Source organism: Acidovorax sp. JHL-3, from assembly GCF_000526295.1.
Taxonomy (GTDB): Bacteria; Pseudomonadota; Gammaproteobacteria; order Burkholderiales; family Burkholderiaceae_C; genus Acidovorax; species Acidovorax defluvii.
This window is the reverse complement of record NZ_JAFU01000001.1, coordinates 2,483,351-2,507,903: the sequence shown is the minus strand read 5'-3', so window position 1 is coordinate 2,507,903 and position 24,553 is coordinate 2,483,351. Positions and strand designations below refer to the sequence as shown.

The following is a 24,553-nucleotide window of genomic DNA, read 5'->3' as shown; positions in this document are numbered from 1 at the left end:
CAAACCTGCGTACAACCTTGCATCACGGCTTGAAACGGTGCGCCGGCAAGGGAATCCGCTCGGTGTCTCCGGGCACCTGACCCATCTGATCGGTTTCCCAGTCGTGGGCTGCCTGCACGATGCGGTCTTTGCTGCGGGAGACAAAGTTCCACCACATGTGGCGGGGTGCATCCAGCGGCGCACCGCCTATCACCATCAGCCGCGCCCCCGTGGGGCCCGCCTGCAACCGCGCCGATGCGGCGGGCGGCAACACGGCCATGGTGTGCTCGGCCAGCGGCTGGCCATCAAGCCGCACGGCGGCATCCACCGCGTACACCGCCATCTCCTGCGCCAGGGCGGGCAGCTCTAGCACGCCTTGTGGCGGCAGCTGCACATCCAGGTACAGCGTGGGCAACATCGCGGCCACCGGCGAGGTCACGCCAAACGCCGACCCGATGAGCACCCGCACCGTGGCGTCGCCCACCGATCGCTGCGCAATGGCGCTGGCAGGTGTGTGCGTGAACGAAGGCGGGCAGTCTTCCTGCCCCAGTGGCAGTGCAGACCACAGCTGGATGCCGTGGTTGACATAGCTTTGGCTGGCCAATGCCAAAGGCCGGCGCTCGGAATGCACGATGCCGCGCCCGGCGGTCATCCAGTTGATGGCGCCGGGCTCGATCTGCTGCACGCTGCCCAGGCTGTCGCGATGCAGGATGGCACCCGAAAACAGGTAGGTCACGGTGGCCAGGCCGATGTGCGGGTGCGGCCGCACGTCGTATTCGTCCGTGGGCTGCACGGTAACGGGGCCAAAGTGGTCAAAAAACAGAAACGGCCCCACCGATTTGCGCTGCACGGCGGGAAGGAGCCTGCGCACCGTAAACCCGCCCCCCAGATCCTTCAAATGACCGGAGAGCACCAGTGGCGCCATGCTCATGCCATGCGCTCCACGGTAGTGGTGATTTCAGTGGTGACGGCCGTCATAAGCTTGTGCACCGGGCATTTGTGCGCAACGGCCTGCAGCTCTTGCAACTGGTCATCGCTGAGATCGCCACTGATCTGCATACGGGCTGCAAGGTGGTAGGTGCCCGCGCGCTCGGCCGAAGCGTCGCGCTCGATCACCGTGCGCACGTCGGTCACGGGAATGCCCTTGCGGCGCGCGTACCAGAGCACCGTAAGCGCCTTGCACGAGCCCAGCGCCGCGTCGTACAGGTCGTGCGGGTTGGGGCCTGTGTCGTCGCCTCCCTCTGCAGCGGTGCCATCCACCACCAGCGCGTGGCTGCGAATGGTCAGCGTTTGCGCCATGGGCGTGGAGACGATGCGATTGAGTTCAATGGCCATGGGGCGACTCCAAAGTGGTTTGATGTATCAGTCGCCCAGGCGTGCCGCAACCGCCGCCACGCGCTGGCCCAGCAACCGGCCCGTTTCCAGATCGCCGGGCAACATTTCGGCGGCAGAGGCATCCGAGGGCGACTGCGCCATGGCGCCGCTGAACGCGCCCATCCAGTTGACATCGTTGCGCGTGGCCGCCTTCGAGTTGGCAGGCATCATGCCCGCGCCCACCCACAGCCCGCCATGCTGCATGGCCAGATGAAACAGATAGTCGAGCGTGACCTGCTTGTCGCCGTTGATGCTGGCACTGTTGGTGAAGCCCGCAAAGAGCTTGTCTTTCCAGGACTGGTTGAACCAGGGCTTGGACGAGGCATCCGCAAATTTTTTGAACTGCCAGCTTGGGCCTGCCATGTAGGTGGGAGAGCCCATGATGATGGCCTTGGCGGCCAGCAGGGTCTCCCAGCCGCCGTCGGGCAGGTTGCCGTCGGCATCAATCGCCACCAACTGGGCGTCCGCGCCATCGGCCACGGCCTGGGCCATGCGCTGGGTGTGGCCGTAGCCGGAGTGATAAACCACTGCAATCAAAGACATGGATGAATCCTTCTATGCAAGAGAAAAAAGACCCACGCGTCACCCTCGGAAAGGTGGGGTGGACCGAGAAATACGTTCGCAGAGCTTAGCTGGCTGCGCGCTGGCCGTCCACGCTCCAGGCGCCGGCACCACGGCCATCGGATTTTGCAAAGAGGCCGATAGGGTGAGCGCCAGAAAAAAAGAATCAGACAAACCGACAGCGGCGCAAATCTCAGGCGGCAAGGTCAAACACCAGCACCTCGGCGTCCTGGCCACCGGTCAGCGCCAGGGACGATTCGTTTTCGAGCAGCGCGGCATCGCCTGCGGCCAGTGGCTGGCCATTCACACACAGCGCACCGCGCACCAGGTGCACATAGGTCTTGCGTGCCGGGTTGAGGGGCTGGGTGACGGCCTCCGGGCCATCCAGCAGCCCCGCATACAGCGTGGCATCGGCATGCACCGTGACCGAGCCCTGCGCTCCGTCGGGTGAGGCCACGAGCCGCAATGCACCGCGTTTTTCGGCGGCAGTGAAAGTCTTTTGCTCGTAGCTGGGCGCAATGCCCCGCTCGTCGGGCACTATCCAGATCTGCAGAAAATGCGTGGTCTCGCCGGCAGCGTGGTTGAACTCGCTGTGCGTCACACCGGTGCCAGCGCTCATGCGCTGCACGTCGCCGGGCGGAATGCCCTTGACGTTGCCCATGCTGTCCTTGTGGGCCAGCTCGCCCGACAGCACATAGCTGATGATCTCCATGTCGCGGTGGCTGTGGGTGCCAAAGCCGGTGCCGGGCGCAATGCGGTCTTCGTTGATGACGCGCAGGTTGCCAAAGCCCATGTGGCGGGGATCGTAGTAACCCGCGAAGGAAAAGCTGTGGAAGGAATGGAGCCAGCCATGGTCAGCGTGGCCCCGGTCTTGCGATTTTCGAACAGTCAGCATGGTCATTGCTCCTTTCAAGACTCGACTGTAGGGGGCGGGCCTGCGCTGCAGGGTCTGGGGGATTGTCGGAATCGTTCAAAAAATCTGAACTAACATTGCTGCACCATGCCCCACGCCTACGACGTTCTCACCCCGGACAGCCTTGCCATGCTGCAGGTGATTTCGGAAACCGGCAGCTTTGCGGCCGCAGCCCGGCACCTGGGCCTGGTGCCCAGCGCGCTGACCTACCGGGTGCGCCAGATCGAAGACGCCCTGGACGTGCTGCTGTTTGATCGCACAGCCCGCCAGGCACGCCCCACCGAAGCCGGCGCCGAGCTGCTGCGCGAAGGCGCACGGCTGCTGCGCGAGATCGATGCCGTGGCCAACCGCGTGCGCCGCGTGGCCACAGGCTGGGAGCCCCAGCTCACGATTGCCGTGGACGGCGTGGTCTCCCCACACACCCTGCTGGAACTGGTCGATGCGTTTTATGCCATGGCCCCGCCCACCCACCTCAAACTGCGCGACGGCATCATGACCGGCACCCTGGAGGCGCTGACCACCGGCAACGCCGATCTGGCCATTGGCGTCTCGGCCGAGGGCTCGAACGTGGCCGGCCTGCAGCAAGGGCTGCTCGGTGAGTTGCGGTTCATCTACGTGGTGGCACCGCACCACCCGCTGGCGGCGGTGCCAGAGCCCATCACCGACGCCACCTTGCTGCAGCACCGCGCGGTGGCCGTGGCCGACTCGGCGCAGCGCGGCGGTGCCACCATGGGCCTGCTGGGCGGGCAGGATGTGCTCACGGTGGACACCATGCAGGCCAAGGTGCAGGCGCAGCTGCGCGGCCTGGGCGGAGGCTTTTTGCCGGAACCCATGGTGCGCCCCTACGTGGAGGCCGGCCATCTGGTGGCACGCCGCGTGGCCCGGCCCGAGCGCAGCCTGCGCATTCACTATGCATGGGGCGGCCCCGGTTTCACGACGCCCGGGCGCGCACTGCAATGGTGGCTGAATCAGCTGCAAAGCACGGCCACGCGCCATGCCCTGCTGGAAAACCACCATCATTTCTGATGTCCGACCCCGCGCCACGCGTGTAGAGTGGCTCTTATTAGATTTCTCCAGCCGACCGTCTCCGAAAGGCCTTCCATGACAAAACCCGTTTCCCGCCCCGCCAAACGGCCCCGACGCCCAGGCACCCCGGCAGCAGCACCCGCCCAGCGCCAGTCCGGCAAGGCAACAAAGACCGGCAAGACACCACGCCATTTCGCCATCATTGGTGCAGGCATGGCCGGCGTGGTGTGTGCGCGCACGCTGGTGCAGGCAGGCCATCAGGTCACCGTTTTTGAAAAATCGTCCAAGGCCGGTGGTCGAACCACCACCATCGACTCCCCCTTTGGCAGCTTTGATGCGGGTGCGCAATATTTCACCGTACGCGACCCGCGCTTTGCCCAGGCCATCGACACCGTTCCCGGCGTGTGCCGGCCCTGGAGCGCCAACGCCGTGCGCGTGCTCGACGCGGCTGGCCGCGTGGCGGCCGCGGGCCTACCCACGCGCGAACCCCACTGGGTGGCCAGCCCGGGCATGAACGCCCTTGTCACCACCTGGGCCGCCCCCTTGCTGCAGGCAGGCCAGCTCATCACCGACACCCGCGTGAGCAGCATTGAACGCGACCCCCTCAATGGCACCCACTGGCAAGTGCGCACCGAAGGCCAGGGCGGTGCACAGCATGTCTATGCCGGTTTCGACGCGGTGCTGCTGGCCCAGCCCGCCACGCCCGCCCAGGCACTGCTGGCGGTGTCGGGGCTGGACACCCCGCTGAACGCCGCCCTGTCGCGCGTGACCACTGCGCCCTGCTGGACACTCATGCTTGCCTACCCGCAGGCCGTGCGCCCGGACCTGACCACCCTTGGCCCCCAGTGGAACGCGGCACGCAGCACCCACCACCGCATTTCGTGGCTGGCACGCGAGTCGTCCAAACCCGGCCGCACCACCGTCGAACGCTGGACGGTGCAAGCCAGCCCGGCCTGGTCGGCAGAACACCTTGAAGACGACGCGGATCGCGTGCAATCCAAGCTGCTGAAGGCGTTTTCCGAGGTCACCGGCATTCGGGCGCAACCCGCCCATGCCGACACGCGCCGCTGGCGCTATGCCCAGACCACGCAGCCCCTGGGGCAAAGCCATCTGTGGGACGCCAGCCTGGCCTTGGGCGCCTGCGGCGACTGGTGCCTGGGCCACCGCCTGGAAGACGCTTTTGTGTCCGGCCTGGAGATGGCACTCGCCGTGGCATGACGCGCGGCGAAGGGGCCCAACGGGAGGCCACCACCTACCAGGGCCGCTTCGCCCCCTCGCCCACCGGCCCGCTGCATGCAGGCTCGCTGGTGGCGGCGCTGGCCAGCTGGCTGGATGCGCGGGCCTGGGAAGTTGGCCACAGCGGGCGCGGCGGGCGCTGGCTGGTGCGCATCGAAGACGTGGACATACCGCGCTGCGTTCCTGGCGCGGCCGATGTCATCTTGCAGCAGCTGGCCACCTGCGGCTTGCTGCCCGACGCACCGCCGGTGTGGCAATCCGCACGCGGCGCCCTGTACCAGCAGGCACTGGACCAGCTCATTGCGCAGGGCCATGCCTACCCCTGCGCCTGCTCGCGCAAAGACATCGAAGACGCCCACGCGGCGCAAGGCCATGACCGCATACGCCATGCCACCTTGCCCTACCCCGGCACCTGCCGCCACGGCCTGCGCGGGCGGCCCGCACGATCCTGGCGGTTCAACACCACGGACTTCAAGCCAAAAAACCCTCTAGCGCTTATAGATAAAGCGCAAGGAGCTACATTTTCAATAGCAAATGGCACAGTGCGTTGGGCAGACCGCCGCCTCGGCCCCCAGGCGCAGCATGTGGCCAGCGCGGTGGGCGACTTTGTGCTGCGCCGCGCAGACGGCCTGTGGGCCTACCAGCTGGCCGTGGTGGTGGACGATGCAGCCCAGCACATCACCCACGTGGTGCGCGGCGAAGACCTGGCCGACAACACACCCCGCCAGATCCTGCTGCAGCAGGCACTGGGTGTGGCGACCCCCAGCTACCTGCACACCCCGCTGGTCTGTGGCGCCAACGGCGAAAAGCTCTCCAAACAGAATGGCGCCGCAGCGCTCGATCTTCACGATCCCTTGCAGGCCCTGGGAGCAGCCGCCCGGGTGCTCGGCCTTCCTGCCGTGGAGCAGCTTCACGAAAATACGCCAGCGCAGGCCCTGGAGATGTGGGTCAACGCCTGGGAGCGAACCTACAATGGGCGACCGTGACAGAACCGATCATTTCTCCCGACTCCGCGCACCCTGCAGCCGCTTCATCCGCTGGCGCCGGTGCCCCCGATGGCACACCGCCCCCCGGCGTGGCCTACCCCAAAACCATCAAAAGCTTTGTGCGCCGCGCCGGCCGCACCACCACGGGCCAGGCCAAAGCCTTTGAAGACCTGGGACCCCGCTTTGTGTTGCCGTATGCAGCCGCCCCGCTCGACGCGGCCGCCGCCTTTGGCCGCAGCGCGCCGCTGGTACTCGAAATCGGCTTTGGCATGGGCGAGGCCACAGCCCACATCGCCCGCGTGCGCCCAGACGACAATTTCCTGTGCTGCGAAGTGCACGAGCCCGGTGTGGGTGCGCTGCTCAAGCGCATTGGCGAGCAAGGCCTGACCAATATCCGCATCCTGCAGCATGACGCTGTCGAGGTGATTGACAACATGCTGCCGTCCGCTTGCCTGGACGGCATTCACATCTTCTTTCCCGACCCGTGGCACAAGAAGAAGCACAACAAGCGCCGCCTCATCCAGGCGCCCCTTGTTGCCAAGCTGGCCGAGCGTCTCAAGCCCGGCGGCTATTTGCACTGCGCCACCGACTGGCAACCCTATGCCGATCAGATGCTGCAGGTGCTGGGCGCAGAACCCATGCTCGCCAACACTGCCGAAGGCTTTGCTCCGCAACCCGATTACCGTCCCTTGACCAAATTTGAAAACCGTGGCCTGCGACTGGGGCACGGCGTCTGGGACGTAGTTTTCGTGCGACGCAACTGAGCTCCCGACAGGCTTTCGCTCACTCCCGCTCACCTCTACCAGCGCCGCAGCTCCTTCATGAAGCCCATCTTGCAAAACCTGGTCGAAATGACCGGCCACCGAGACCATTTGCGCCTTGAGGTGTCCGTGCTCTCAACCCTGCAAAAGCTCAGTGCCACCACCGAAGTGCGAGCCCTCGAAGTGTTCACCGACGACGGTGCCACCCACGTGCGCCCGCGCACCTGGGTGCAGGATGGGGACCTGGTCTCCACCGACTCGGAAGCCGCCAGCGACCCGCAACGCGAGCCCCTGAACAGTTACCCGGCCCTGTGCCAGTGCATTGAAAAACGCGAAATCCGGGCCACGGCCAGCATGGACAAGGGGCGCTACACACTCTGGCTGCCCGTGTGGATGCACGACAAGGTCAGCACCTGCCTCGAGATCACGCAGTCGCGCCCCTTTTCGGCCCACAAGCTCGATGTGATCCAGGGCATTTTTCACGTTTACCAGAACTACCAAAGCCTGCTGGACTACAGCGAACGCGACGCCCTCACGGGGTTGCTCAACCGCAAGACCTTTGACGAGCAGTTTTCCCGCAGCACCGCCGATAGCCTGGCCCGCCGCTTGCGCCCAGCCACAACGGGCCTGGCGGTTGACGAAGAGGCATCATGCTGCGAACCCCCTGTCGAGCAATGGCTGGCCGTGGTGGACGTGGACCATTTCAAGCAAGTCAACGACCGCTTTGGCCATCTGTATGGCGACGAGGTGCTGATCCTGATTGCCAACATCCTGCGCAGCTCCTTTCGCAGCCACGACCGCATTTTCCGCTTTGGCGGCGAAGAGTTTGTGGTGCTGCTGCGCGCCACCAGCCTGGCCACGGCCCACAAGGTGTTCAACCGCTTTCGCCTTGCCGTGCAGGAATACCCGTTTCCCCAGGTGGGCCAGGTTACCGTGAGCCTGGGCTTTGTCAGCACATCCAGGGGCGCGCCGGTAGAGATCCTGGGTCAGGCCGACCAGGCGCTCTATTACGCCAAGGAAAACGGCCGCAACCAGGTCTGCTTTTACGATGAGCTCATCGCCAGCGGCCAGCTGAAAACCAAGGTGGCCAACGAGGATGTGGAGCTGTTTTGAGAGCCTGGTGAAGACCTGCGCACGCGCATCGATCCGGCGGATGGCTTTCTAGACCAGCAGCCGCTCGATGGCACCCAGGTCCACCGCATCGCATTGGGCGGCAGGCAAATAGCGCTGGGCAAAGTCCCACCACCCCCCTTTTTTTGACGATCAGCGGGCATGGCCGCTGACCGTTACACCTGCTGGGTCACCCAGCCGACCACCGAGGCCAGGGCAGCAGGCAGCTTGGACGCATCGGTTCCACCGGCCATGGCCATGTCGGGCTTGCCGCCGCCCTTGCCGCCCACCTGCTGGGCCACAAAGTTCACCAGCTCACCGGCCTTGAGACGGCCCACGCTGTCGGCCGTGACGCCTGCGGCGATCTGCACCTTGTCGCCATCCACAGCAGCCAGCACGATGGCGGCGGTCTTGAGCTTGTCCTTGAGCTTGTCCATGGTGTCGCGCAGGGTCTTGGCGTCCGCACCGGGCAGCACCACGGCCAGCACCTTCATGCCCTTGACATCCACCGCCTGCGTCAACAACTCGTCGCCCTGGGCGGACGCCAGCTTGCCCTTGAGCGCAGCGACTTCCTTCTCCAGCGTGCGGGCGTTCTCCAGCGCCTGGGCAATGCGGGCGTTCAGCTCGGCCACGGGCGACTTGAGGGAGCCAGCGGCCTGGTTGACGGTGTCTTCCAGCGTCTGCAGGTAGGCCAGCGCGTTGGCGCCGGTCACCGCCTCGATGCGGCGCACACCGGCGGCCACACCGCCCTCGCCCACCACCTTGAACAGGCCGATGTCGCCCGTGCGGTGCACGTGCGTGCCGCCGCACAGCTCGCGGCTGGTGCCGATGTCGAGCACGCGCACGGTTTCGCCGTACTTCTCGCCAAACAGCATCATGGCGCCGGTCTTCTGGGCTGATTCGATGTCCATTACGCGCGCCTGCGTGGCCACGTTGGCCAGGATTTCCTCGTTCACACGGCGCTCGATCTCGCGGATCTCGGCATCGGCGACGGGGGCGTTGTGCGCAAAGTCAAAGCGCGTGCGGTCGGCGTTGACCAGGCTGCCCTTTTGCTGCACGTGGCTGCCCAGCACTTCGCGCAGGGCCTTGTGCATGATGTGCGTGACCGAGTGGTTGCGCATGGTGGCAGCGCGCACAGCGGTGTTCACCTGGGCCTGCACGGTGTCACCCACATTCAGGGTGCCCTCTTCAAGCGTGCCGTGGTGGCCGAACACGTCGGCCTTGACCTTGAGCGTGTCGCCCACCGCAAAACGGGCCGAGCCGCTGGTGATGACTCCCTCGTCACCCACCTGGCCGCCGCTCTCGGCATAAAACGGGGTCGTGTCGAGCACCACCACACCGGTTTGACCTGCTTTAAGGGCTGCGGCGCTTGTCCCGTCAACGTAAATTGCTACGATTTTTGCAGTCTCGGCAAGGTTTTCGTAGCCCGTGAACTGGTTGGCCACGCCGGTGTACTCCAGCGCCTTGTCCATCTTGAACTTGCCTGCAGCGCGGGCTTGTGCCTTCTGCTTTTCCATGGCGGTTTTGAAGCCCGCCTCGTCCACCTCGACGTCGCGCTCGCGGCACACATCGTTGGTCAGGTCCAGCGGGAAGCCGTAGGTATCGTGCAGCTTGAAGGCCACCTCACCGGGCAACACCTTGGCACCGCCGTCCAGGGTTGCGTCCAGAATTTCCATGCCGTTGGCCAGCGTTTCAAAGAAGCGCTCTTCCTCGGCCTTGAGCACGTCGGTGATGCGCTGCTCTTGTGTGCGAATCGACGGGTAGGCATCCCCCATCAGGCGCACCAGATCGGCCACCAGTTTGTGGAAGAACGGCGTCTTCTTGCCCAGCTTGTAACCGTGGCGGATGGCGCGGCGCACGATGCGCCGTTGCACGTAGCCACGGCCTTCGTTGCTGGGGATCACGCCATCGCTCACCAGAAACGCGGTGGCGCGGATGTGGTCGGCAATCACGCGCAGGCTCTTGTTGTCCAGGTCGGCAACGCCGGTTTCGCGGGCTGCGGCCTTGATGAGCTGGTCGAAGATGTCGATTTCGTAGTTGCTGTGCACGTGCTGGAGGATGGCGGCCAGGCGCTCCAGGCCCATGCCGGTGTCCACGCAAGGTGCGGGCAGCGGCGTGACGGCGCCGGTTTCGTCCATGTTGAACTGCATGAACACGTTGTTCCAGATCTCGATGAAACGGTCGCCGTCTTCATCAGGGCTGCCTGGGGGGCCGCCGGCAATGTGGTCGCCGTGGTCGTAGAAGATTTCGCTGCACGGGCCGCAAGGGCCGGTGTCGGCCATCATCCAGAAGTTGTCGCTCTTGTAACGGCCGCCCTTGTTGTCGCCAATGCGGATCACGCGCTCGGGCGGCAGGCCGATTTCCTTGGTCCAGATGTCGTAGGCCTCGTCGTCTTCCTGGTACACGGTGGCCAGCAGGCGCTCGGGTGGCAGCTTGTAGACCTCGGTCAGCAGCTCCCACGCCCATTTCAGCGACTCGCGCTTGAAATAGTCACCAAAGCTCCAGTTGCCCAGCATCTCGAAGAAGGTGTGGTGGCGCGCGGTATAGCCCACGTTTTCCAGGTCGTTGTGCTTGCCACCGGCACGCAGGCAGGCCTGCACCGAAACGGCGCGGTTGTAAGGGCGCTTGTCGGAGCCCAGAAACACGTCCTTGAACTGCACCATGCCCGAGTTGGTGAACATCAGCGTCGGGTCGTTGCCCGGCACCAGCGGGCTGGATGCCACGATGGTGTGGCCTTTGGAGGCGAAGAAGTCCAGAAAGGACTTGCGGATGTCGGCAACGGAAAAAGTTGGAGTGCTCATGGTGTGTACGTTGGGTTGTGCACGGGGCGATGCCGCACAGGGTTGGCACGCGTGGGCCAACCGGTGATTATAAGTTTGCAACCTTGTCACCATCGACGCAGCCACTGGGCTGTGAACAGGCTATTCTTTTGCCTCGTTTGTGCCTGCTTGCCAGCATTTCGGCACCAGCCACCCCGTTCACCCCTCAACTCACCCGGATGCCTACGGCCATGTCCTCTTCGCCTCTTACACAGCTCAAAGACCCGACCCTGCTCAAGACCGACGCGCTCATCAACGGGCAATGGGTGGCCGGTGCCAGCCGCTTTGATGTGCACGACCCTGCCACCGGCACCAAACTGGCCGACGTCACCAACCTGGGACCAGCAGACGCCGAGGCGGCCATTGCCGCCGCCAACGCCGCCTGGCCGGCCTGGCGCACCAAAACCGCCAAGGAGCGCAGCATCATCCTGCGCAAGTGGTACGACCTGCTCATGGCCAACCAGGACGATCTGGGCCGCATCATGACCGCCGAGCAGGGCAAGCCGCTGCCAGAGGCCAAGGGCGAAGTGGCCTACGGCGCCAGCTTTGTGGAATGGTTTGCGGAAGAAGCCAAGCGCGTCAATGGCGAGACGCTGCCCCAGTTCGACAACAACCGGCGCCTTTTGGTCCTGAAGCAGCCCATCGGCGTGTGCGCAGCGATCACACCCTGGAATTTCCCGCTGGCCATGATCACCCGCAAGGTCGCCCCGGCGCTGGCCGCCGGTTGCCCGGTGGTCATCAAGCCCGCAGAGCTGACGCCGCTAACCGCCCTGGCCGCCGCCGAGCTGGCGGTGCGCGCGGGCATTCCGGCGGGTGTGCTCAACATCCTCTCGGCCGATGCCGCCAACTCCATTGCCATCGGCAAGGTGCTGTGCGCCAGCGACGTGGTGCGCCACATCAGCTTCACCGGCAGCACCGAGGTGGGCCGCATCCTCATGGCGCAGTCGGCCCCCACGGTCAAGAAAATGTCGCTCGAACTCGGCGGCAACGCTCCCTTCATCGTGTTTGACGATGCCGACATCGACAGCGCCGTGGAAGGCGCCTTTGCCAGCAAGTACCGCAACGCCGGGCAGACTTGCGTGTGCTCCAACCGCTTTTATGTGCAGGAAGGCGTGTACGACGAATTCGTGGCCAAGTTCGCCGCCAAGGTCAAAACCGCCAAGGTGGGCAACGGCTTTGAGGACGGCGTGAACCAGGGCCCGCTGATCGAGGAGGCCGCACTGGAAAAGGTGCAGCGCCATGTGGATGACGCGGTGGCCAAGGGCGGCGTGGTGATGGTCGGCGGCAAACGCCTGCAAAGCATGGGCTCGGGCCAGTTCTTCGAGCCCACGGTGGTGGCCAACGCCACGCCCGACATGCTGTGCGCACGCGAAGAAACCTTCGGCCCGTTTGCCCCGGTGTTCCGCTTCAAGACCGAGCAGGAGGCCATTGCTGCGGCCAACAACACCGAGTTCGGGCTGGCGAGCTACTTCTACAGCCGCGACGTGGGCCGCATCTTCCGCGTGGGCGAGGCGCTCGAATACGGCATGGTGGGCATCAACGTGGGCATTCTGGCCACCGAGCATGTGCCCTTCGGCGGCGTCAAACAGTCGGGCCTGGGCCGCGAGGGCTCGCACCACGGCATGGACGACTACGTCGAGATCAAGTACCTGTGCCTGGGGGATATCCTGGAAAAGCAATGAACGATCGTGCGTCAACTGCTATTATTTTAATAGCTACTAACGCTTTATGGTAAAGCGCTAGAGGCCAAAAATACCTAAAACCATGGAGAGCACCACCCCTGCGTGAAACGGGGCGTTGGTGCCTTGCGCTCCGCCCGCCCCCGAACAACAGCCCGGCTGCAATGGCGCAAAGGAGCGCAAACATGCCGCCTCCCGCACAACGCACGCGGGGCAAGCCAGAACAAGAAGGGGAAAGAGGCTGAATGCGTTCAGCCAGAGGCTGAACGCGGTGACTGGAGCGGGTGAAGGGAACAAAACTTCTCGATCCCTCAGCCTCAACAAAATCAACAACTTACCTCAAAAAATGCCTGATTTTTAGGCAGAAATGTGTGGGTTGGATGTGTGGGTAGATCCTAGCAGCACTCAGCTAGTGCGTCGACTTCAACGACGTCTTCTGTCCTTGGTGTGAAGTGCTAAGCCAAGATGCTACGTCCTCAGGAGGATGATTCCTTTTCATTCTCTTCTTTGAACTCTCGCACTGTATTGGTCACAGTCTTGTCAATTAAGTAGGCGATTCTTTTTCCCTCAGCAACACCAGGCCTCATTGCAAATATCAGAAAAGCTGGTGAGCACAGACCCCACCAACCAAGCAGTTGTACGGAAATGTACCCATTGCAGATTAAAAGAATAAACCAAACAAAGCTAAACTTCATCCAGAACGAACTTACAAATCCCTGTTGCACTGCAAGAATAACATTTACCTCAACCGAACGATGATCACTCATCAAAAAGCCAATTGCCCTTCCTGCTCGTGGCGCAACGTAAAGGGATGCGAAAAATAAAACTAACAAAATGAATTGCTCCATATGGCCTCCTAGTGTTTCTGAGGCTAAGAAATCGGAGCTGAAAGTCAAGTATTAGAAAATCGCCAATTTTATTCTAATTCTTTGTTATATATGCTGCGCATCCCATTTGGAAGCGCTCTGCATTGATTCCTAAAGGCTGGGTGTCAGATATTTCCAAGGGCTTATATCTGATATGGTTCAGGTATAAATCAAGCCTTGCACCAGACAGAAACACTTTTCTGTGTAGTAAAAAGAAGATTGGCTATCTCCTTCTGACCAAGTCCCATAATTGAATAGAGATTTGCCATCACTCTTTGCTCAAGTGTTTTGTGAAACCTTGCAGTTCCAGATTTTGAACCTCTCTTCGCTTGGATGAGACTGAATTCATCATCACTCATTCTCCCTGTGTATTTGTTCCAAGTCCATTTGGCAATGCTCTTTGCTGTGGCTTGTACTTCTGGGAAGCTCAAGGGTGCTGGGAACTGCTGATTTTTCTGAATGGCATAGTTCAGAACTGCATTGAAGAACTCTTCTTTTGCACCAGACAAGCGGTAGCTGAGCACCTGTGCATATGCCCAAAATCTGGTGTCGTCAAAGAGAGATACATTCCTCCCGAGTCCATAGGCGGCTTTTCTGCTTGCCCTTTTGGGTGGAATTTCTAAATATTCAAGGAATTCTGCTAAGTCCCAAGGCTGCTGCCTAACCTCCTGCACCTCCCAAGCCTCATGGAGAGGGTTCTTGCAGATGAGGCCAGAGTACCCTTGGTCTGCCTCCAGTTCCAGGCACAACTGCTGCTCTATGGCTGCAAGAAGCTCAAGGGGCTTTCTGCGAGCATTCTGTACTGTGTAGACCTCCACCCCTAAGCAGTAGAAGACATGGCTTCTGCCGCTCTTTCTGTTGTATGCAATCAGATTTGGAGGGGGTAGGCAGTTGTTCCTGATGTGCTCTGTCACTCCAGCATAGTCAATATCAAAAGCAAGATATTTGACTGATGTGGGCTTGTTGTGCTGAATGTACCGTCTGATGACGGCTATATTTCTGCTGCGAATTCGTAGGCCATATTGAAGCTCGTCAGTGCAGTATGGCTTCTTGGGTAGGTTTTGCTCAAATGTCTTTAGTTGCTCTGTAATCATAAAATCCCTCCAGTTGGGCCTGAAAGGATTTGGTTACTCTTGACTTTTCTATTTGTTTGGAATAAACTTGAATTGTCAGTTGTAATCAAATTAGCTTCTCAGGGCCTTGATTACCAAAGAAAGTCGCTTCATGCGGCTTTTTTTGTTTCTGAACTCAATTTATCAATTAAAGAGCAAAAGTCAACTCACTTGATTGTCATTGGTGGAGTGTTTTGAGTGGGTGGCCTCATTCCTGGTGGCTGTGGAGTAAGTTTCATCATAAGACTGCTCCTGCCTTTCTGCTTTTCCTGCTCGACAATCAGGTATTTCTTGTCTTCTTCCATTTTGTTCTTGATGGCCTCAAGATTGTCTATGGTTATCGGGATTTCTGGGTGTTTGGCTGCAAACTCTGAGGCCTTGGGTGAAGCCTTGAATTTTTCAAATTCCAGTTTTCTAACTGCTGCTAGGTCAGCAAGTTTCTTCTGGGATTTTTGCTTCTCTTCCTCAAGTATTTCAGAATAGTTTTTCTTTGGCTCAGAATAAGATGAGAGTGGCTTTTTCATCTTGTTCATAACAGAAGTCATCTTGCTTCGTTTTTGAGCCTCTATGTCTTTTCTTTTCTCTAGTGCAGCCAGAGCAAGCTTGTCTTCAGCAGCAGAGACTTTGATCTGTGCCTTCTTCGCACTTTCCTTGAAATTCTCAAGATCGTCTGACTGAATGTAGAGCTTGACCTTCTCTTTGTGTCTTGAGAAATTCACATATGCACTGTTTGAAGACATGGTGCCAGTGCCAAAGACATAAGCGTTCTCTACTGTCTGACCTTGGCTCTTGTATGTGGTGACTGCATAAGCATGGTTGAAAGTCCTGTGCTCAGTCGCATTGAAAGTCACTTCCTTTCCTGCAATATCAACAGTTAAAAAGACTGACTGTCCCTTCTTGTCAATCCTCTTGACTGTTGCTACTTCTGAATTCTTCAGCTTTTCTGTTTTGCTGATTTTGATGTTCTCAGTGAAAACTATTCTGTCACCTTCAGTAAAGAATCTGCCTGCTTCTGTAGCAGCCCCATTGCCTGACTTCCTGGTGACGTTTACCAGAACTTGAGTCTTTGCTGCCTCTTTGGAAATCTGGCCAGCTTCGATCAGTCTTGTTCTTATTTCATCATTGATTGCGTCACAGTCTGCATTGTTGTATGCAAGAACCAGCTTTGAATTGGACTGGTCATTGATGTAGTCATTTGCAATCGTTTTATAGAGATCAGCCTTCTTGTCTGAAGTCTGGAGCAAGCCATTTTTTCCAAGCAGTTCTGTGGCTTCCTTTGTCTTGCCATCTCTGAAAGCTTCAGCCACATCCTGAGCCACCTTGTTCTTCTGCCTCATGTTCTGCCATAGGCGTGCCTTGAATGAGTGATCCAGCTTCCTTTCAATGGCCCTCAATGTGTCACCGTGTTGAACAGAAGCAAGCTGTTTGACGTCACCCACCAGAACTAGTCTAGAGTCTGTTTTCAGGCAAAAATCGGTGAGTTTTCTGTAGTGTTCTGCTCCAACCATGCCAGCTTCATCAATGATAATTGCAGACCTCTCGTTATCTATGAGTGCCTGCTTTTTGAACTGGCCTGTCTCTGCATCTGTGACTCTTGCCAAAAACTCTGCAATTGAATAATTTTTTGAAATGCCAGCTTCAGACAGTGAGCTTGCTGTCTTGGTTTGTGTCGCAAGTCCGATGACCTTGCCCTTATTGGAATACATGTCGTTGGCAAACTTGATGACTGATGTGGTCTTGCCTGTACCTGCGTCACCTTCTATATATGTTATGCCTCTACGCTGTGCGACTAACTCCATTGCTTTGATTTGACCTTCATTGAAATCAAAGCCAGTCTTCTGCTTCATTGAAGTGCAGTATCTGTCTACGATTGTTCTGAACTCGTCTGGATGGTGTGTTTTGTATGCGGTGTATTTTTTTGAAAGCTCAGCGGCATTTTGAATAGCTTCCACCTCGTTCTCAATGACCTTGAGAGTGGTGTAGCTGCCGCTATCCTTCCTCACAAGTTTCATCTCTTCCTCAAGCCTTGCCAGATGGGTATTCACATCATTGTCTAGCTCTTCCAGGCTGCCGTAGCTCTTGGTGAACCTCAGTGCATTGGTGATCTGTGCCTTGATGTTTGGCTCAGACATTTCGCCCTTCAAGTCAAAATCTGGATGACTCTCAAGCCTTGATAGTGACTCTTCTGGGCTGGCTGAAAAGGTGGTTTCTTGCTGCTGTGCTGCCTCAAGTGCTTGTGAATTGATCACTGCTGCTGTGTTGTTTTTTATAAGAACGTGAATCTCATCAGCACTGGTGATCTTCTTCTCGTTCCTGCTCTTCCTTGATAGTTCTTCCTCAAGCTGCTTTGTGGATGAAAAGAACTTGTCTTCATCTGCATATTTTGCTGTGAGGCCTTCAATCTCTTTGTGCCTTGATGATAGGTTTATCTCCATCTCCCTTGAGATTCCCTTCACTCTCAATGAGTGCTCAAGGCCTGGCTCACTGCAAGCCTCTGTTTGAATTCCTATCATATTGAGTTCAGTGGCTAGCAATGTATTGAACTTGGCTGTCAGTTCTTTTGTGGCCTTGAGCAGGTCAGACGCATCAATTCCCATCATTTTGGTTTGACCGTTTTCAAGCGTGAATTCAGCGAAGTTCATCAATTGCTTGTGCTTGTGCAGGTGTGGCTCTAGCCTGCTTCCATTCGCGGCAACTGTTCTGGCTTCGTAGTGCCAGAACTCAAAGAAGACTGCTTTGGTCTTGGACGGGTCAATCTGCTGATATTTGGCCTTCCTATTTGATGGCCTCAAGCGCCTTTGCATCTCTTCTGTGATCTGACTGTCAGCCTTGTTGATTGCCTCCCTGATCCTCTTCTGGGTGGCACTGTCAGAGACTGCATAGAGCATGGAAATGGACTTGCTCATGGCGAGTGCTCCAGAGTAGCCAAGCTGCTTCTTCTCGGACTTCCTGAGCACTGACTTGCCATCTGCATACCTGCCATTTGTCATCTTGACGAACAGGTCCTGGGAGTACTTCAGCTTGAGCTTGTCGGCAAGCTTCCCTGTGACCTTGGCTTCCTCGTGGTTGTCTTCCAGGCTGAGGTAACGCTCGAAGTCTTGCTTGTCTGCTGGGTTGAGTGAGAGGGCTTTCATCTCACTGCTCATCACATCAAGAGGCTTCAACCTTCGCTTGGTCGAAGAGCGGTGTTCTGACTCGGCATCTGTCAGATATTTGGTCACACCGTCATCAGCGGTCTTGATGAAGTTGTACAAGACTCACACCCCAAGCCCCATCTTCTGAGTGAGAGATTTCGGCTTTTTAATATTCTCGATTTCAGTGTTGATTGCTTGAATGCGTTTGCTGTGCTTATCCGCTCTTTCCTTGATTTCTTCAAATCGCTTTTCTGCAACCTTCACAAATTCCTCAGCCAGTGCTCGCTGCTTCAAAAGCTCAGACTGAAGTGAGTGAACCATGCTGTCTAAATTGAATACTTGCTCTTCAAGCTCAGCCACCCTCTCATATCTGATTTCGCTGATTGACTTTGCGCCTGCAATCTGTTTCTGTGCGACTTCAATCACTTTTTCGAAGGCGTCTCCCTGATTTAATTTGAGGTACTTCCTGAGTTCCTCAAACTCAATCCATGCCTTTTTGCTGATCCCTCTAATGGTTTTGGCCTTGTGTTTTTCAATCATATTTGCCCCCTTTCTTTTTAGAATAGCGCGTTAAAAACACATGTCAACAGTATGTATGACATGCGGTTTCATAGGGAAAGCAAGGGGGAGAGATTACAAAAACGCTCCAAATTTCAATTTGGAAGTATGGTGCTTAGCTGCTAATTCCCCGAATTTAGACCAATCCTGACAAAGAAGGGAGTGGGGGAGAAAAGGTAAAGTCAGGAGGGTGTGGGCACACCAGACGTTGACTTTGCCTTTTTGATCGCTAATCTGAAGTCAACGGAGGTGATTATGAAAGTGGACAAAAAATTGATTGAGAGGGCAATGATTTTGGAGGGGAAGGTCAAGCCTGTGGAATGGGCGGCAGATTTTTCAACAGTTGAAGAAATGCTGAGGCTGGGTGTTGGTTGGAGGACTATTCAGACTGTTCTGGGCGAAAAATATCAAAAAACGTTCACCGTAAACGGTCTGATCCGTTCATATTCCAAATTTCACCTTAAGAATAAAACATCTGAGACTGTCGTTCCAGACGCACCCAAAGTGTTACTCCCCGATCAAAACTCTACAGAGTAACGGGGTAAGTAAAATAGGTTGATCTGCAACTCCTTAAAGTCGGCATAAAAAAACCGCCTTTCGGCGGTTCTATGGCTGCTTTGATTTATAGCCAGCTTATGCACTCTTCAAGGCTGTCAGTCCAGTTTCCGAGTTTGGTAGGTGGTACTGGCTGCATGATTTCAATGAGATCTGGCTCTTTTGGTCTTGGAAAAAGCTTGACACCTGGTGTGAACATGAACTTGGTCCAGTTGTTTGTAGAAGGGTGCAAACACACTGCCAGAATATCAAATTCTCCGAACCTGTACGGCCTTGTTGCTGCACCTTCTGCATCTGTGCCAGTTCTGGTCTTTTGGCATTCAGCTATCCACCAATCAGCATAACCAGCAAACTTTTTGGCTGACTGCTCACCAGCTTTAAGTGGAACGCCTTTTTTTAATCGTTGATTTTTGACTTGAATTTTTATCTCGCGGTTTCCATTTTTCAGGTGTGAGTCATATGGTTGATCTCCAACGATGGTCTGCGGAATCCATCCTTTTTGTGCTATTGGCTTGATGATATAATTGTCAAAGCATAGCTCTGCAATTATGCCGCGAACACCTCTTTTGGTTATGTCTTGGCTTCTGGCAATGGCTTCAAGTACAAAGTCTGCTGAAATATTCCACTGAGCTTCAAGTGGGTGCACCAGGTGGTTCTGGAGTAAAGGCTGAAAAAGTTCTTTCTGTTGCTCAGCACTTAAGGCTTCGATCAGTGTTCTGAGTTCTTGCAGTTGCTTGGTCATTTTTAAGGGCCTTGCGCCCACCTTTCTTACGCGTCACACTTGCACCGTTGATCAAAAAAGCCACCCATGAGTACAGTCACCCAAGAGCAAGAAGACCTTTTTGCTGCTTCCCTGAAGCCGCCCACTGAACTCGTCAAAGGATCGAAACCCTTCTTCAAGTCGAAAAAGGGCCTCGTCTATCACAACGATTCTTTGGAAATATTAAAGAAAATCCCCGATAACTCCGTCAATCTGGTCTTCACGTCTCCACCGTATGCCCTCCACTTCAAGAAGGAGTACGGCAATGCCGACCAAGCTGACTATGTGGACTGGTTCCTCACTTTTGCTCAGGAAATCAAACGTATCCTAACTGACGATGGATCGTTTGTTCTGAACATCGGGGGCACATGGCAGAAGGGGCAACCCACTAGGAGCATCTATCACTACAAGCTGGTGGTGGCCATGGTGGAGACTCTCGGCTTTCATCTTGCTCAAGAGTGCTTCTGGTACAACCCAGCGAAGATGCCAGTGCCTGCTGAGTGGGTGACTGTCAGGCGCATTCGTGTGAAGGACGCTGTGGAGTACGTCTGGTGGTTCTCCAAGACTCCTTGGCCAAAGGCTGACAACAAGAAGGTTCTTCGTCCCTACTCGAAGGACATGCTCAGGCTTGCTGCAAAGGGTGTGAAGACCACTGTTAGACCTTCTGGTCACAACATCACCGACAAGTGGGACAAGCTGCACTCTGGTGGCTCCATCGCTCCCAATGTCATTGATGACGAGATCCCGACTGAAATGCTGAAAATGGGGAACAACTCAGCCAATGACGTTTACACCAAGAAGTGCAAAGAGGCTGGGATCAAAATTCATCCAGCACGCTTTCCTGCCCAGCTTCCTGAATTTTTTATCAAATTCTTGACCAACGAAGGTGATATTGTCCTTGACCCATTCGGTGGGTCAATGACGACTGGAAGCGTTTCCGAAACTCTCAATCGTCGGTGGATTGGTATTGATAACGTTGAAGAATACTTGGATGGTGCCAAGTTTAGGTTTGGGTGATGTTTCGCGGATGTAAAAGGGGCCTCAATTGAGGCCCTTTTTATTTGACAAATCATTTTCCTTCTGTATGTGTATATATGCACACAAGGAGAAATGTCATGTCATTGGAGAAATTGGCGGGTGGGATGGGTTCGTTAGTCAAGATAATCCTATTTGGATTTATCTTGTTCGTTGTTGCTGGTCTGTTTATGGCATATATGCTAACCAATGGCGAGCCAAGAGACGTTCCTGCAAGTGTGAGTAAGATTGACTCTCAGACAGTAAGCACAGCAGAAAACGTAGTCCAAAAAGTGCCGAAGGACGAATCTGCCGAAGCCGCAACGGTGCCAGTTGTCGTCCCAAGCCAAGATATACCTGTGGACTCAGTCGAGAGCAAGATCAAACTCGACCTTGTTTCTATCGCCCCGAAGGAATTCAACGAGATTGCCAATGCGTATTCAGGAATTGGCTTGCAAGTGAAGGTGACAAATGGCAGTGAAAAAGTAGTTCACGGAATAAAAGGGACACTTGTCTTGAGGGATGCCTTCGGTGATTTGGCGGGTAGTTTTGGAATAAAGATCGATCAGACACTACAACCAGGCGAGACAAAGAGCTTCGATTGGGTCTATGAAATCAACTTGTTCAGCTCAAGCGACCAGAAGATGACGCAGTTGAACAAGTGGCAATCAACCTTTAAAGCAGAAAAGATTCTGCTTGACTAAAGAAAAGCCACCATGCGGTGGCTTTCTAATTTGATTCCGAGGAAAGTATAGAAAAGAAGGCGGACACGACTCTGTAAAAGGTAACTATTGAAAGACCATAGACGGAAACCAAAAGCGGAGTAACGAACTGCTTGGATTGCTCTGGTAATTCTGATATATCAAGAACCAAAAATACTAACAGGACAATACAGGCTAGAAAGCTACAATTAAAAGCAGACTTGAGATATCCCAGTAAAAGCCGCCACATCGTTGCATTGTTCTTAAGCCATGAATATCTTGCCGACCGAAAGCTCAGCAACATAGCTTTGGAGGTTCCAAGAAATCCAAGAAAGATCGCGCTTACGCTTATCGCAGATGTCAACAGACTCTCAAGTTTTTGCTGGGTTAGTTCGACTTCAAACCACCAGCAAGCAAATCCTGCGACAAGTGACAAAGCGTAGGGATAGGCCTTCTCTGCGTATCTTGGTAGGCTCATAAATCAGACCCACTGCTTAAGGCATTGCTCAAGAAGTCCGAATAGCTGGTTTGAATCGTATCGTCGTCCAATAGTTCTATCGACTTGATCTGCATTAAATTCAGTAAACTTTCTTGCCTCTAATAGGTCGATCACTTCCGCTGTGTCATCCTCGTTAGCCTTTGCTGCAACCTTTAGAGTGTCGTTATCACCAGCACGATTCCTTATTCCATCGACCAACGCAGCAATCCAACCCCTGTCAACCTTGTTTCTCTTCACTCTGGCGTCCACAGAAAAGCGGAACTCGAATTTGGTTGCTTTGCTTTCTATGGATTTTTTGAGGGCGCCTTCTAGTCCGGTGCCTTCCATGACAGCGATGTCGGCTTCACTTATTCCCTCAATGCATGCATCAATAGAAGTGACAATCTGCTTGTTTTGATATTTTTCGAGTGCTTCGTTTGTAAGGATTGGAGTTAGAGAATATTGCATTGCTGGGTCGGCAATGCACTGGTTTAAATATTCCCTTATTTTGGATGCTCTCACTCCAAAGTGGTTGTATTGAATTACAAGCCGGTCATTTTTTGTGGAGTAGATGGCAACTGTCTCTTCGGAAAGTATTTCGCCATCCTCTAGTTCGAGATCTTTTGCTGGTTGACCTGCCGCAGCTACGCCGGGCCAATTGTCATCTCGAAATTTGCTAAATTTTAGGTGCCAATTGACTGTGCCATCTGCGTGATGTCTCTCAGAGATTTCGTCAAGGCGAATTGTCTGAACTCCGCAAATTTTCTCCCTTAGGCCAAGATCCTGCTGCTCAAGATCTTTCAGAAGTTCTTCTATGGCTGGCGCACCGGGTGGTGCAAAAAACTGATAATAAAAAACCTTGATTCTTTTCATTTATTCCTCCCTGCTGCGCTCAGACCACCAGATACTTTTCAATGTCTTCACCGGCATTGATTTTTTCGAGCACCCAGTTGGGTTTCCGGCCACGTCCACCAGACCAAGTGTTCTCACCGTCACGGTACTTCACTACCGCTTCCTCACTGTTCTTCTTGGTGGCCCTTGCAACCTTTTCACCCATGCTCTTGGCAAAGCCAAGCTCTGTGGCAGTGATCCTGTAAGCTGCAATGTTCTCCTTCATCTGGGCGATGATCGGCTCACGTTCCTTGGCGAGCAGCTCAGCTTCTTGCTTCTTGAGTACTTCCAGTTGGGCGCGAACTTCTGCGAGAGTGGGCATCTGTTGATCCTTGGTGATGGTTTTTGCCATAGAAATTTTCCTTTGAAAAAAAATCGCTGTCAATGAGGTTTGGACTAGTCAAACACGGTAAAAGAAAGCGCGTGGTTGAAGCTGCTGAAGTCGATTCTCTCATGCCAGTCAAGTGTTTCAATCGCTTCTTTCAGCACCTTCATGGGAACCTCATGGAGATAGTTGTAATGCGCGGACTTGTCACTCACATGCCCAGACAGGACATAGATTGTTGAGTTGTTCACATTCCTGGCAACAAGTCTTGTGATCACCGTATGCCTGAGAGAGTAGAAGCAATTGTCATCTTGCTTGACTCCAACGGTGGTGAGATATTCCGAGAACCTGCGGGACAAGTTTTTCTTCGTGCCATTGTGGCCATTCTTCAAATACCAGAATAGCTTCTCTTTGTCTTTAATTTTTTTAATGTAGTCAAAGAGACCCAGCTTGATAAGTGCGGAGTGAATGGGAATGGATCGAACGCCTGCTTGGGTTTTCGCGTCTTTAACTTGGAAAAAGTGAATTCCATCATCCTGCCTGATGTTTTTCACTTCAAGAGTGGTGATCTCTTCTGGTCTCATCCCTGTGTACAAACAGATCAGAGGGCCCCAAAAATAGTCTGGCTTTGTGGCGTAAATTTTATAATTCTTCCAGTCAAAAATCTCGCTCAAGTCATCTTCATAGAATTGATCTCGTGACTTAAGCTGCTTTTTGCTGTTCTTGATGTACATGCCATCAACAGGATTGACTTGCTCAGTCCTGAGTCCGTTTTTGATGGCATATTCAAACATTGCCCTCAAGCACCCAAGAAAACCATTGATGGTGTGAGGTGCCTTTCCCTCTGCAAGCATTTTATTCTTGAATGTCTTGATGTCTTCCTTGGTGTAGGAGTTGATGTCCACATTTGAGAAGTAATTCTTGAAGAATTCAAAAGTCTTCTTGTACTTATAGACTGTGGTGGCTTTCAGTGTTGGTGTGACTTCAGCCAAAAAGTCTTTGACTACCTCATCATAGGTAGATACTTTCTGAGCAGAAACAGGCAATGTAGACGCGCTCAGCAATGCCTGCGGGATGGTCGACTGGGTAGCTTGTGCTTTACCCATAGCCTCCAAAATCCTCAGACCAAGCTCTTGCTCTGCTGGTGTGTCAGCTTGAAAAACGCCGTTCTTTAAATCAATATTGATTAATTTACGGAGACCGTCAAAGTCAAGGTCAGGCTTTGTCATTTCAACTCGCAAATTCAGTACAGCAGCTTTGGCTCGTGCCAGTTTATTTTCACGCGTTTTGAGTGAAAGATAAACAGACCTCTGTTGAGACCCTGAAACTGAGCGAGGAAGGACCACCCTGAAGAAGTAGACCCCTGACTTGGAGTCCCTGATGAGGCGTGGCATGTGTGTAGGCATGTTGGAGGCTCCAACTGCCTAAAACTTCAGCACCTGTGTGAGTATCAGGTGTGAGTTTGCTGATCCGATTCCAGGTAAAAATCGTTATAAATCAACGACTTACGTGAAATGGAGCGGGTGAAGGGAATCGAACCCTCGTATGAAGCTTGGGAAGCTGCCGTTCTACCATTGAACTACACCCGCACAGCCTTGCATTATAGGCGCCCTCACCGGCGCAATCCGGGTGCGCGCCGCCACACGATGGGGCGGCGCGGGGGCTGCATAAAAGTACAACAGACCACAGTGCGGCGGCACGCACCGCTGGCTTTT

Annotated in this window: 22 protein-coding genes and 1 tRNA gene; 9 read left to right on the top strand and 14 right to left on the bottom strand. The window is 55.5% G+C overall.

Annotation, left to right across the window (positions count from 1 at the left end):
* Nucleotides 1–22: 22 nt before the first annotated feature.
* The 4 genes from K226_RS0111755 to K226_RS0111740 form a co-directional block, all read right to left on the bottom strand.
* Nucleotides 23–910 carry a pirin family protein gene (locus K226_RS0111755; protein ID WP_024814998.1) on the bottom strand — a complete coding sequence of 296 codons (888 nt, stop codon included), beginning with the start codon at nucleotides 908–910 and terminating at the stop codon, nucleotides 23–25.
* On the bottom strand, nucleotides 907–1,314 hold the full coding sequence (locus K226_RS0111750) for an OsmC family protein (RefSeq protein ID WP_024814997.1): 408 nt from the start codon (nucleotides 1,312–1,314) through the stop codon (nucleotides 907–909). Before K226_RS0111750 ends, K226_RS0111755 begins: the two co-directional genes overlap by 4 nt.
* Nucleotides 1,315–1,341: 27 nt before the next feature.
* Nucleotides 1,342–1,896, bottom strand: a complete 555-nt coding sequence (locus K226_RS0111745) for a flavodoxin family protein (RefSeq protein ID WP_024814996.1) — start codon at nucleotides 1,894–1,896, stop codon at nucleotides 1,342–1,344.
* 211 nt (nucleotides 1,897–2,107) lie between these two features.
* On the bottom strand, nucleotides 2,108–2,809 hold the full coding sequence (locus K226_RS0111740) for a pirin family protein (RefSeq protein ID WP_024814995.1): 702 nt from the start codon (nucleotides 2,807–2,809) through the stop codon (nucleotides 2,108–2,110).
* A gap of 105 nt (nucleotides 2,810–2,914) precedes the next feature.
* On the opposite strand from K226_RS0111740, the gene K226_RS0111735 reads away from it, so the two are divergent.
* The 5 genes from K226_RS0111735 (at nucleotide 2,915) to K226_RS0111715 (ending at nucleotide 7,949) form a co-directional block, all read left to right on the top strand.
* Nucleotides 2,915–3,853 carry a LysR family transcriptional regulator gene (locus K226_RS0111735; RefSeq protein WP_024814994.1) on the top strand — a complete coding sequence of 313 codons (939 nt, stop codon included), beginning with the start codon at nucleotides 2,915–2,917 and terminating at the stop codon, nucleotides 3,851–3,853.
* A 75-nt stretch (nucleotides 3,854–3,928) separates the two neighbouring features.
* Complete coding sequence (locus K226_RS0111730) at nucleotides 3,929–5,071, top strand: NAD(P)/FAD-dependent oxidoreductase (RefSeq protein ID WP_024814993.1); 1,143 nt, start codon at nucleotides 3,929–3,931, stop codon at nucleotides 5,069–5,071.
* Nucleotides 5,068–6,075 carry a tRNA glutamyl-Q(34) synthetase GluQRS gene (gene gluQRS / locus K226_RS0111725; RefSeq protein WP_024814992.1) on the top strand — a complete coding sequence of 336 codons (1,008 nt, stop codon included), beginning with the start codon at nucleotides 5,068–5,070 and terminating at the stop codon, nucleotides 6,073–6,075. The genes K226_RS0111730 and gluQRS overlap by 4 nt, the downstream gene beginning before the upstream one ends.
* Before the next feature lie 8 nt (nucleotides 6,076–6,083).
* Nucleotides 6,084–6,839 carry a tRNA (guanosine(46)-N7)-methyltransferase TrmB gene (trmB, locus tag K226_RS0111720; protein ID WP_035241764.1) on the top strand — a complete coding sequence of 252 codons (756 nt, stop codon included), beginning with the start codon at nucleotides 6,084–6,086 and terminating at the stop codon, nucleotides 6,837–6,839.
* 57 nt (nucleotides 6,840–6,896) lie between these two features.
* Nucleotides 6,897–7,949, top strand: coding sequence for a GGDEF domain-containing protein (locus K226_RS0111715; protein WP_024814990.1), 1,053 nt, complete (start codon nucleotides 6,897–6,899; stop codon nucleotides 7,947–7,949).
* 173 nt (nucleotides 7,950–8,122) lie between these two features.
* On the opposite strand, the gene alaS is transcribed toward K226_RS0111715, so the two are convergent.
* Nucleotides 8,123–10,747 carry an alanine--tRNA ligase gene (alaS, locus tag K226_RS0111710; RefSeq protein WP_024814989.1) on the bottom strand — a complete coding sequence of 875 codons (2,625 nt, stop codon included), beginning with the start codon at nucleotides 10,745–10,747 and terminating at the stop codon, nucleotides 8,123–8,125.
* A gap of 209 nt (nucleotides 10,748–10,956) precedes the next feature.
* On the opposite strand from alaS, the gene K226_RS0111705 reads away from it, so the two are divergent.
* Nucleotides 10,957–12,447, top strand: a complete 1,491-nt coding sequence (locus K226_RS0111705; RefSeq protein ID WP_024814988.1) for an NAD-dependent succinate-semialdehyde dehydrogenase — start codon at nucleotides 10,957–10,959, stop codon at nucleotides 12,445–12,447.
* A gap of 473 nt (nucleotides 12,448–12,920) precedes the next feature.
* Here the strand turns inward: K226_RS0111705 and K226_RS19820 are convergent, their stop codons facing one another.
* The 4 genes from K226_RS19820 to K226_RS0111690 form a co-directional block, all read right to left on the bottom strand.
* Nucleotides 12,921–13,292, bottom strand: coding sequence for a hypothetical protein (locus K226_RS19820; protein ID WP_155886514.1), 372 nt, complete (start codon nucleotides 13,290–13,292; stop codon nucleotides 12,921–12,923).
* A 188-nt stretch (nucleotides 13,293–13,480) separates the two neighbouring features.
* Nucleotides 13,481–14,404, bottom strand: a complete 924-nt coding sequence (locus K226_RS19525) for a replication initiation protein (RefSeq protein ID WP_081739372.1) — start codon at nucleotides 14,402–14,404, stop codon at nucleotides 13,481–13,483.
* A 185-nt stretch (nucleotides 14,405–14,589) separates the two neighbouring features.
* The gene (locus K226_RS0111695; protein WP_024814987.1) at nucleotides 14,590–17,676 is read right to left on the bottom strand and encodes an AAA family ATPase; all 3,087 of its coding nucleotides are present in this window, start codon (nucleotides 17,674–17,676) and stop codon (nucleotides 14,590–14,592) included.
* A gap of 3 nt (nucleotides 17,677–17,679) precedes the next feature.
* Nucleotides 17,680–18,096: a hypothetical protein gene (locus tag K226_RS0111690; protein ID WP_024814986.1), complete on the bottom strand. Its 417-nt coding sequence runs from the start codon at nucleotides 18,094–18,096 to the stop codon at nucleotides 17,680–17,682.
* Between the two features lie 273 nt (nucleotides 18,097–18,369).
* On the opposite strand from K226_RS0111690, the gene K226_RS0111685 reads away from it, so the two are divergent.
* Entirely contained in the window at nucleotides 18,370–18,651 is a 282-nt protein-coding gene (locus K226_RS0111685) for a hypothetical protein (RefSeq protein ID WP_024814985.1), read from the top strand.
* A gap of 85 nt (nucleotides 18,652–18,736) precedes the next feature.
* On the opposite strand, the gene K226_RS19520 is transcribed toward K226_RS0111685, so the two are convergent.
* Entirely contained in the window at nucleotides 18,737–19,411 is a 675-nt protein-coding gene (locus tag K226_RS19520; RefSeq protein ID WP_081739371.1) for a hypothetical protein, read from the bottom strand.
* A gap of 66 nt (nucleotides 19,412–19,477) precedes the next feature.
* Between K226_RS19520 and K226_RS0111680 the strand changes: the two genes are divergently transcribed.
* Together K226_RS0111680 and K226_RS0111675 are read left to right on the top strand one after the other, a co-directional pair.
* A complete protein-coding gene (locus tag K226_RS0111680) occupies nucleotides 19,478–20,446 on the top strand; it encodes a site-specific DNA-methyltransferase (protein ID WP_024814984.1) in 969 nt (322 codons plus the stop codon).
* Nucleotides 20,447–20,544: 98 nt separating this feature from the next.
* A complete protein-coding gene (locus tag K226_RS0111675) occupies nucleotides 20,545–21,147 on the top strand; it encodes a hypothetical protein (protein ID WP_024814983.1) in 603 nt (200 codons plus the stop codon).
* A 478-nt stretch (nucleotides 21,148–21,625) separates the two neighbouring features.
* Here the strand turns inward: K226_RS0111675 and K226_RS19815 are convergent, their stop codons facing one another.
* From K226_RS19815 to K226_RS0111655, 4 genes are all read right to left on the bottom strand, one after another.
* Nucleotides 21,626–22,495 (bottom strand): DUF6731 family protein, encoded by an 870-nt coding sequence (locus tag K226_RS19815; RefSeq protein WP_155886513.1) that lies wholly within the window; start codon nucleotides 22,493–22,495, stop codon nucleotides 21,626–21,628.
* A 19-nt stretch (nucleotides 22,496–22,514) separates the two neighbouring features.
* Complete coding sequence (locus tag K226_RS0111665; RefSeq protein WP_024814981.1) at nucleotides 22,515–22,865, bottom strand: H-NS family nucleoid-associated regulatory protein; 351 nt, start codon at nucleotides 22,863–22,865, stop codon at nucleotides 22,515–22,517.
* A 44-nt stretch (nucleotides 22,866–22,909) separates the two neighbouring features.
* Entirely contained in the window at nucleotides 22,910–24,232 is a 1,323-nt protein-coding gene (locus K226_RS0111660; RefSeq protein ID WP_162150979.1) for a tyrosine-type recombinase/integrase, read from the bottom strand.
* Between the two features lie 121 nt (nucleotides 24,233–24,353).
* Nucleotides 24,354–24,427, bottom strand: a tRNA-Gly gene (locus K226_RS0111655).
* Nucleotides 24,428–24,553: the final 126 nt, after the last annotated feature.

Bases quoted from the DNA above. Each gene is read 5' to 3' on its own strand.
- K226_RS0111755 (WP_024814998.1), bottom strand. From the start codon at position 910: ATGAGCATGGCGCCACTGGTGCTCTCCGGTCATTTGAAGGATCTGGGG.
- K226_RS0111750 (WP_024814997.1), bottom strand. From the start codon at position 1,314: ATGGCCATTGAACTCAATCGCATCGTCTCCACGCCCATGGCGCAAACG.
- K226_RS0111745 (WP_024814996.1), bottom strand. From the start codon at position 1,896: ATGTCTTTGATTGCAGTGGTTTATCACTCCGGCTACGGCCACACCCAG.
- K226_RS0111740 (WP_024814995.1), bottom strand. From the start codon at position 2,809: ATGCTGACTGTTCGAAAATCGCAAGACCGGGGCCACGCTGACCATGGC.
- K226_RS0111735 (WP_024814994.1), top strand. From the start codon at position 2,915: ATGCCCCACGCCTACGACGTTCTCACCCCGGACAGCCTTGCCATGCTG.
- K226_RS0111730 (WP_024814993.1), top strand. From the start codon at position 3,929: ATGACAAAACCCGTTTCCCGCCCCGCCAAACGGCCCCGACGCCCAGGC.
- gluQRS (WP_024814992.1), top strand. From the start codon at position 5,068: ATGACGCGCGGCGAAGGGGCCCAACGGGAGGCCACCACCTACCAGGGC.
- K226_RS0111715 (WP_024814990.1), top strand. From the start codon at position 6,897: ATGAAGCCCATCTTGCAAAACCTGGTCGAAATGACCGGCCACCGAGAC.
- alaS (WP_024814989.1), bottom strand. From the start codon at position 10,747: ATGAGCACTCCAACTTTTTCCGTTGCCGACATCCGCAAGTCCTTTCTG.
- K226_RS0111705 (WP_024814988.1), top strand. From the start codon at position 10,957: ATGTCCTCTTCGCCTCTTACACAGCTCAAAGACCCGACCCTGCTCAAG.
- K226_RS19820 (WP_155886514.1), bottom strand. From the start codon at position 13,292: ATGGAGCAATTCATTTTGTTAGTTTTATTTTTCGCATCCCTTTACGTT.
- K226_RS19525 (WP_081739372.1), bottom strand. From the start codon at position 14,404: ATGATTACAGAGCAACTAAAGACATTTGAGCAAAACCTACCCAAGAAG.
- K226_RS0111690 (WP_024814986.1), bottom strand. From the start codon at position 18,096: ATGATTGAAAAACACAAGGCCAAAACCATTAGAGGGATCAGCAAAAAG.
- K226_RS0111685 (WP_024814985.1), top strand. From the start codon at position 18,370: ATGAAAGTGGACAAAAAATTGATTGAGAGGGCAATGATTTTGGAGGGG.
- K226_RS19520 (WP_081739371.1), bottom strand. From the start codon at position 19,411: ATGACCAAGCAACTGCAAGAACTCAGAACACTGATCGAAGCCTTAAGT.
- K226_RS0111680 (WP_024814984.1), top strand. From the start codon at position 19,478: ATGAGTACAGTCACCCAAGAGCAAGAAGACCTTTTTGCTGCTTCCCTG.
- K226_RS0111675 (WP_024814983.1), top strand. From the start codon at position 20,545: ATGTCATTGGAGAAATTGGCGGGTGGGATGGGTTCGTTAGTCAAGATA.
- K226_RS19815 (WP_155886513.1), bottom strand. From the start codon at position 22,495: ATGAAAAGAATCAAGGTTTTTTATTATCAGTTTTTTGCACCACCCGGT.
- K226_RS0111665 (WP_024814981.1), bottom strand. From the start codon at position 22,865: ATGGCAAAAACCATCACCAAGGATCAACAGATGCCCACTCTCGCAGAA.
- K226_RS0111660 (WP_162150979.1), bottom strand. From the start codon at position 24,232: ATGCCACGCCTCATCAGGGACTCCAAGTCAGGGGTCTACTTCTTCAGG.